The following is a 6979-nucleotide window of genomic DNA, read 5'->3' as shown; positions in this document are numbered from 1 at the left end:
ATGACCAGCTGGCGGCGGAACAACATGCCGATGTTGTCGGGCACGCTACGAGCCAGGTTGATGTTGTGGGTAACGATCAGAATCGTCGCGTCGATCTGCGCGTTGATATCGATCAGCAGCTGCGACAGATAAGTGGTACGCACCGGGTCCAGACCGGAGTCGGGCTCGTCGACGAGGATGATCTGCGGGTCCAGCACCAGCGCGCGGGCCAGACCGGCGCGCTTGCGCATACCACCGGAGATCTCACCGGGCAGTTTGCCTTCGGCGCCGAGCAGACCGGTCAGCTCGAGCTTCTCCATCACGATCTGCTTGATCTCGGATTCGCTCTTCTTGGTGTGCTCGCGCAGCGGGAAGGCCACGTTGTCGAACAGGTTCATCGAACCGAACAGCGCGCCGTCCTGGAACAGAACACCGAACAACTTGCGGATCTCGTAGAGCTCCTTGTTGGAGCAGGTGGTGATATCGGTACCGTCGATGTAGATCGAGCCACGCTCGGGACGCAGCAGACCGATCAGCGACTTCAAGAACACCGACTTACCGGTACCGGAGGGGCCGAGCAGAGCGCTGACTTCCCCCGTGGGCAGCGTCAGAGTGACATCCTGCCAAATCCGCTGGGACCCGAAAGATTTCGTCACACCTTCGGTCCTGACCTCGACGCCCACGCCGACCTCCATATTTCTTCTGACGAGCGCCCATGGCCGCGTCACCGTATTTCAGCGCGGTGTGACGCGTCACACTGGGGTGCGGCCACTGTATCGCATGCCGCTGGTGCAGGACACCCTACCTGACTGGTCGGTAGAAACGTCGACGGTAATGAGCTGGTCGCGTCAGTTCACAACATTCGCGACGAAATATTCGAAAAGGGCGGCCCCACAACGGGACCGCCCTTTTCCGGTACTCGATTACCGTAATTACTTGACGGAAACCTTCGCGCCGGCCTCTTCCAGCTTGGCCTTGGCGGCGTCGGCGGCGTCCTTGGCGACCTTCTCCAGGATCGGCTTCGGGGCACCCTCGACCAGGTCCTTGGCTTCCTTCAGGCCCAGGCCGGAGACGATCTCGCGCACGACCTTGATGACCTGGATCTTCTTGTCGCCGGCACCCTCGAGGATGACGTCGAACTCGTCCTGCTCCTCGGCGGCCTCGGCGCCACCGGCGGCAGCGCCACCGGCGACAGCGGCAACCGCGACCGGAGCGGCGGCGGTGACCTCGAACTTCTCCTCGAACTTCTTGACGAAGTCCGAGAGCTCCAGCAGGGTCATGTTGCCGATGGTCTCGAGCAGCTCGTCCACGTTGGCCATGGTGTTTCCTTTCGGTAGTTCATCCCCGCATCGGCGGGGAGAAAAGAGTTGGTTTGTCGACTTGTTCGTGTCGGCTTATTCGGCGTCGGCGGCGGGAGCCGCTTCGGCACCGCCCGCGGCGCGCTGCTTGTCCTCGAGCGCGGCAAACAGGCGAGCCACCTGGCCGGCCGGCGCGGCGAACAGGCCGGCCGCCTTGGTCAGGTTGCCCTTCATGGCGCCGGCCAGCTTGGCCAGCAGCACCTCGCGCGACTCCAGGTCGGCGATGCGCTCGACCTCGGAGACCGACAGCGGGGCGCCGTCCATGTAGCCACCCTTGATGACCAGCGCCTTGTTGTCCTTGGCGAAGGTCTTGAGGGCCTTGGCGGCGTCGACCGGCTCACCGGTGATGAAGGTGATCGCGGTCGGACCGACGAACAAGTCATCCAGGCCTTCGACGCCCGCCTCGGCGGCCGCACGCTTGACCAGGGTGTTCTTGGCGACGGAGTAGGTGGCATTGCTGCCCAGTGCACGACGCAGCTGGGTGAGGCTGCCGACCGACAGACCACGGTATTCCGTGACCACGGTGGCCGTAGCGCTCTTGAACTGCTCGGTGATCTCCGCGACCGCGGTGACCTTCTCTGGTTTCGCCATACTTCGCCTCCTCTCTGGATGGTCGGTTCTGCGATGAACTACCGACTCACGGAGGCTGGGCCTGGGGAGGCTACGTCGACCCGGCGACAAAGCAAACGCCCCGGACGCAGAGTGGTCCCGGGGCGCACAAGAAACTCGACATGAGCACATGGCTCACATGTCGTCCCTCACCTCGGCTCTCCCTGCGTGGGCCGCCGGCAATATCGCCGGACCTTCGACTGCCTGACGGCAGCAACCAACGGTCTTCGGTAGAACGATTGGGGGTGATCGCCGAACTGGTCAGCGACCGCAGTACAGAATAGCGGACCCGCAGCTAGAAGCCAAAACGGGCTAGAGCAACTCGACCAGCTCGTCCAGCGTCATCTCGGCGATGGTCGCGATATTGCGAAATGTCCCTTTGGGATATCCCGGCCCTTGTGCACCAGAACCGGCACCGTCCGACCATCCGGATGCTTCATCACGTGATGGCTGCCGCGAATGCGGTCGATCTGAAAACCCGCGCGCTGCAATGCTTTTACGACCTCACTACCTCCGACGGATCTCGAAGCGCAGCATCAGGGGTCTCGCCGTCCCCAACGGCGCCAACTCCCGGTCGGACCGTCGCACTTGCGCACCAGACACCATCTTCATCTTGTTCCAGCACATACGGGATGTGCACGGTCCGTGTCATGACAGCATGATAAACGGCCGAGTCCTGTCGGCATGACAACCGACTGCAATGCGAAAACGGCCGGCACGGAGTTTCCGTACCGGCCGCTTCCTGGACTATTCGCTACGCGTCCTCTTCGGTGAGGTTGCGGGTGCGGTTCGGGTCCACCGGGATGCCCGGTCCGGTGTTCGTCGAAATCGTCACCTTCTTGACGTAGCGACCCTTGGCGGTCGACGGCTTCACACGCAGGATCTCCTCCAGCGCGGCGCCGTAGTTCTCGACCAGCTTCTTCTCGTCGAAGGAGGCCTTGCCGATCACGAAGTGCAGGTTGGCCTGCTTGTCGACGCGGAAGTTGATCTTGCCGCCCTTGATGTCGTTGACCGCCTTGGTCACATCGGTGGTGACCGTGCCCGTCTTCGGGTTCGGCATCAGGCCGCGGGGGCCCAGCACACGCGCGATGCGGCCGACCTTGGCCATCTGGTCCGGGGTGGCGATCGCGGCGTCGAAGTCCAGCCAGCCGCCCTGGATGCGCTCGATCAGATCCTCGGCGCCCACGGCGTCGGCACCGGCGGCCTCGGCCTCGGCGGCCTTCTCGCCGGCCGCGAACACGATGACGCGCGCGGTCTTACCGGTGCCGTGCGGCAGGTTGACGGTGCCACGGACCATCTGGTCGGCCTTACGGGGATCGACGCCCAGACGGACGGCGACCTCCACGGTCGCGTCGGTCTTCGTGGTCGCGGTCTCCTTCGCCAGCCGGGTGGCCGACAGCGGGGAGTAGAGCTGGGAGCGGTCGACCTTGGCGGCCGCCTCGAGATACGCCTTGCTTCGTTTTGCCATGATTCTCTGTCCTGTTCGTAAGTCAGAAGTGGTTGTCGGGACTGGCCGTCCCTCCCACGCACATCCCGCCGGTCACCGGCGGAGACGGGGACCGTCAGTCGGCGACGGTGATACCCATCGAGCGAGCGGTACCCGCGATGATCTTGGCCGCCTGATCGATGTCGTTGGCGTTCAGATCTTCCTGCTTGGTCTTGGCGATCTCACGGACCTGATCCATGGTGACCGTGGCGACCTTGTTGCGGTGCGGCTCGGCGGAGCCCTTCTGCACACCGGCGGCCTTCAGCAGCAGCTTGGCGGCGGGCGGAGTCTTCAGCTTGAAGTCGAACGAGCGGTCTTCGTAGACCGTGATCTCGACCGGGATGACGTTGCCGCGCTGCGACTCGGTCGCGGCGTTGTACGCCTTGCAGAACTCCATGATGTTGACGCCGTGCTGACCCAGCGCGGGGCCGACCGGCGGGGCCGGGTTGGCCGCACCGGCCTGGATCTGGAGCTTGATGAGCCCGGCGACCTTCTTCTTCTTGGGGGGCATCTTTCTTTCCTTGGTTTAGGTTCCTTACGGACTTCCGTAAGCCTGTCCCGGGGCCGAACCCCGGAAGTCTTAGATCTTCGCGACCTGCGTGAAGGCGAGTTCGACCGGGGTCTCGCGACCGAAGATCGACACCAGCACCTTCAGCTTCTGCTGTTCGGCGTTGACCTCGGAGATGCTGGCCGGCAGCGTCGCGAACGGGCCGTCCATGACGGTGACCGACTCACCGACCTCGAAGTCGACCTCGATGGCTGGCTTGGCCGCGGCCTCGGTGACGGTCTCCGACGTGGACGCGGCGGCACCCGCCGCAGCGGCGGCCGGCTTCTTCTGCTGCTGCTCGGCCGGGACCAGGAACTTCACCACGTCGTTGATCGTCAGCGGCGACGGACGGGAGGTGGCGCCGACGAATCCGGTGACACCGGGGGTGTTGCGGACCGCGCCCCACGATTCGTCGTTGAGATCCATCCGGACCAGGATGTAGCCGGGCAGCACCTTGCGCTGCACGTTCTTGCGCTGGCCGTTCTTGATCTCGGTGACCTGCTCGGTCGGCACCTCGACCTGGAAGATGTAGTCCTCGAGGCCCAGGTTCTGCACGCGGGTCTCGAGGTTGGTCTTCACCTTGTTCTCGTAACCGGCGTAGGAGTGGATGACGTACCAGTCACCGGGGGCGCGACGCAGCGCGGCCTTCATCTCGGCGACGGGGTCGGCCGGCTCTTCCGGTGCCGCGGGCTCCGCGGCTGCGTCGGTCTCGGTCTCGTCGGTCTCGGTGTCGTCGGTCTCGGTGTCGTCGCCCTCGACTTCGCCGGAGGACGCCTCGGTACCGTCCGAGACGGTCGCCTCGTCGACGGCCGTCTCCGCCGCCTCGTCGTCGACCGGGAACTCGTCGGTTGTGCCGTTCTCCGGGGTGCTCACTGGGCACTCGCTTCCTGTGTCGTCACGTACATCCACTACGCCGGAGGTGAATCCGGCGGATGGTTTCCGTCCTCGCGTGGCGGACGGCTAGCAGCGCCCATGGGTCGCTCCGCAGGCTCCGCTCCTGACGCACCGGTCAGCTAGCCGAACAGCCAGTTGACACCCTTGATGAACGCCAGGTCCAACCCGCTGATGAACGCGACCATGAAGATCACGAACACCAGGACAACGCTTGTATAGGTGACCATCTGCTTGCGGTTGGGCCAGATCACCTTGCGCAGTTCCGCGATGACTTCCCGCAGGAACTTCACCAGACGCTTGAAGGGATTGCCCCGACCGCGTTCGGCGGTCTTCTTCCCCGCCGACTTGGACGCCTTACGCGATGCCGAATCCGAGCGGTCGTCACGGTCGATCGTGGCGACGGAGCCGGTGTCCGAGGAGGATCCGGCGCGAGCCCGGCGAGTCGACCGCTTACCACTCGGCCGGCTGACCGCAGCGGTGTCTTCGCCATCGGCGGCATGCGCGCCGTGGCGAATGTCCCGCTCGTCGCTCACGTGAACCCTCTCTCGTCGCTGGCATCCAGTGCAGGGGCGACAGGACTTGAACCTGCAACCTGCGGTTTTGGAGACCGCTGCTCTGCCAATTGAGCTACGCCCCTTCGGCTGGAATCGCAGTGTCATCCAGCACGGTGCTTATTCAGTTGTGCCAACCCGGGGCCACACAACACGCGCGCCGCTCCACCGGTGTGCCGGCCCCGGCGGTCACCCGCCCGGAACCAGCCCCTCAGAGCAGCGCGCAGTGGCTGGCGACCCCAGAGATCCGAGTGTACGTTACCGCCCCGGCGGATAGCCAATCGGGCCGTCCGCCACCGCGAAGCGGCTTGCCGGCCCGGCGACCATCATGCCAGCTGCACCGTCGCGGTCGCACGTCCGAAGATCTTCCGGCCGCCGGATTTGGCGACGATCGCGATCACGGCGGTGCGGTTCTCCGGGTCCACCGACTTCACCTTGCCGGTGTATTCGACCTCGGCCGGATGATCGCTCGGCACGTAGACGGGGCTGGTGAACCGCACGTTGTATTCCTTCACCGCACCCGGATCACCGAGCCAGGAGGTGACGAATCCGCCGCCCAGGCCCATGGTCAGCATGCCGTGCGCGACCACGTTGTCCAGGCCGGCGAGTGCCACGACCTCGTCGCTCCAGTGGATCGGGTTCGCGTCACCGGAGACGCCGGCGTAGTTCACCAGATCGCCGCGGGTGAGCCGGACCACGCGGGTCGGCAGTTCGTCGCCGACGGTGACGCTGTCGAACGAGCGCGTGTGGCTGCTGACCGTGACCTCGGGAACCGTGGTCACCGGCACCGGGGGCGCCGTGATGGGCGGCTCCGCGGTCGGACGGTCGGGCGCCTCGGCCATGCCGTGCATGAGGATGTTGCGGACCGCGTCGGCGATATTGGGATCGACGTCACCGCCGCTGCGGCCGACCAGGGTGGTGTACGTGGTGAGCACCAGCTCGTCGTTCTGCGCCGTGACGATGTTCTTGGTGACGATGATGTCGCCGCCGAAGGCTTGCCGGAACGAGTGCAGGTAGACGTCGCAGGTGAGCTGGTCGCCGACCCGGATCGGGCGGTGGAATTCCAGAATCTGGTCGGTCTGCATGATCTGGCTCAGGTCGTAACCCGTGACGACCTGTTCGAACAGCTTGCGCTGGGCCAGGATGCCGACCAGGGAGATGAACGTCACCGGTGCGACCAGGCCGTCGTGGCCGTAGTCGCGGGCGACGCTCTCCTCCCAGTGCACGGGGTGGTAGTCCTGCACCGCGCGTGCGTATTCGCGTACCTTCTCGCGGCCGACCTCGTAGTAGTCGTCGACGCGGTAGTGGTGACCGACCATGGCGGCGGCGTGGACCGAGGCGTCGAACGGTTCACTGTCGGCGTTCTGCGCGTCCACGGCATCGGTTCCGGTGTTGATTGTCACGGAGAGTAGGTCCCTATCTGACTCGGCTACCGGGAGTCTGCGGAGCGTGAAACTACCGCATGTACAGCAAATGCCGGAGCGGGTCGGGAAACCTGCTCCGGCATGGAGTGCTGCATGGATCGGCGCGGGCCACGAACATCCGGGAAGGTCAT

Annotated in this window: 8 protein-coding genes, 1 tRNA gene and 1 pseudogene; all 10 read right to left on the bottom strand. The window is 65.0% G+C overall.

Going from position 1 to position 6979, the window contains the following annotated elements:
* The coding region (locus tag C5E41_RS30570; protein ID WP_146097743.1) for an ABC transporter ATP-binding protein at positions 1 to 674 on the bottom strand (674 nt) is incomplete at its 3' end.
* A gap of 237 nt (positions 675 to 911) precedes the next feature.
* A complete protein-coding gene (gene rplL, locus C5E41_RS30565) occupies positions 912 to 1298 on the bottom strand; it encodes a 50S ribosomal protein L7/L12 (RefSeq protein WP_063002280.1) in 387 nt (128 codons plus the stop codon).
* Between the two features lie 75 nt (positions 1299 to 1373).
* Positions 1374 to 1928 (bottom strand): 50S ribosomal protein L10, encoded by a 555-nt coding sequence (gene rplJ, locus C5E41_RS30560; protein WP_030516278.1) that lies wholly within the window; start codon positions 1926 to 1928, stop codon positions 1374 to 1376.
* Positions 1929 to 2287: 359 nt separating this feature from the next.
* Positions 2288 to 2446 (bottom strand): annotated as a pseudogene (locus tag C5E41_RS36075) (type II toxin-antitoxin system HicA family toxin); the annotation flags it as partial.
* Positions 2447 to 2700: 254 nt separating this feature from the next.
* Positions 2701 to 3414: a 50S ribosomal protein L1 gene (gene rplA / locus C5E41_RS30550; RefSeq protein WP_062967392.1), complete on the bottom strand. Its 714-nt coding sequence runs from the start codon at positions 3412 to 3414 to the stop codon at positions 2701 to 2703.
* Between the two features lie 94 nt (positions 3415 to 3508).
* Complete coding sequence (rplK, locus tag C5E41_RS30545; RefSeq protein WP_030516276.1) at positions 3509 to 3943, bottom strand: 50S ribosomal protein L11; 435 nt, start codon at positions 3941 to 3943, stop codon at positions 3509 to 3511.
* 69 nt (positions 3944 to 4012) lie between these two features.
* Positions 4013 to 4852, bottom strand: coding sequence for a transcription termination/antitermination protein NusG (gene nusG / locus C5E41_RS30540; protein WP_104379166.1), 840 nt, complete (start codon positions 4850 to 4852; stop codon positions 4013 to 4015).
* 140 nt (positions 4853 to 4992) lie between these two features.
* Positions 4993 to 5406: a preprotein translocase subunit SecE gene (gene secE / locus C5E41_RS30535; protein WP_104379165.1), complete on the bottom strand. Its 414-nt coding sequence runs from the start codon at positions 5404 to 5406 to the stop codon at positions 4993 to 4995.
* Positions 5407 to 5437: 31 nt separating this feature from the next.
* Positions 5438 to 5510, bottom strand: a tRNA-Trp gene (locus C5E41_RS30530).
* 240 nt (positions 5511 to 5750) lie between these two features.
* The gene (locus tag C5E41_RS30525; RefSeq protein WP_104379176.1) at positions 5751 to 6821 is read right to left on the bottom strand and encodes a fused (3R)-hydroxyacyl-ACP dehydratase subunits HadA/HadB; all 1071 of its coding nucleotides are present in this window, start codon (positions 6819 to 6821) and stop codon (positions 5751 to 5753) included.
* Between the last annotated feature and the right edge of the window lie 158 nt (positions 6822 to 6979).

This window comes from Nocardia nova, from assembly GCF_002933465.1.
Classification (GTDB): Bacteria; Actinomycetota; Actinomycetes; order Mycobacteriales; family Mycobacteriaceae; genus Nocardia; species Nocardia nova_B.
This window is presented reverse-complemented; position numbering and strand designations above follow the sequence as displayed.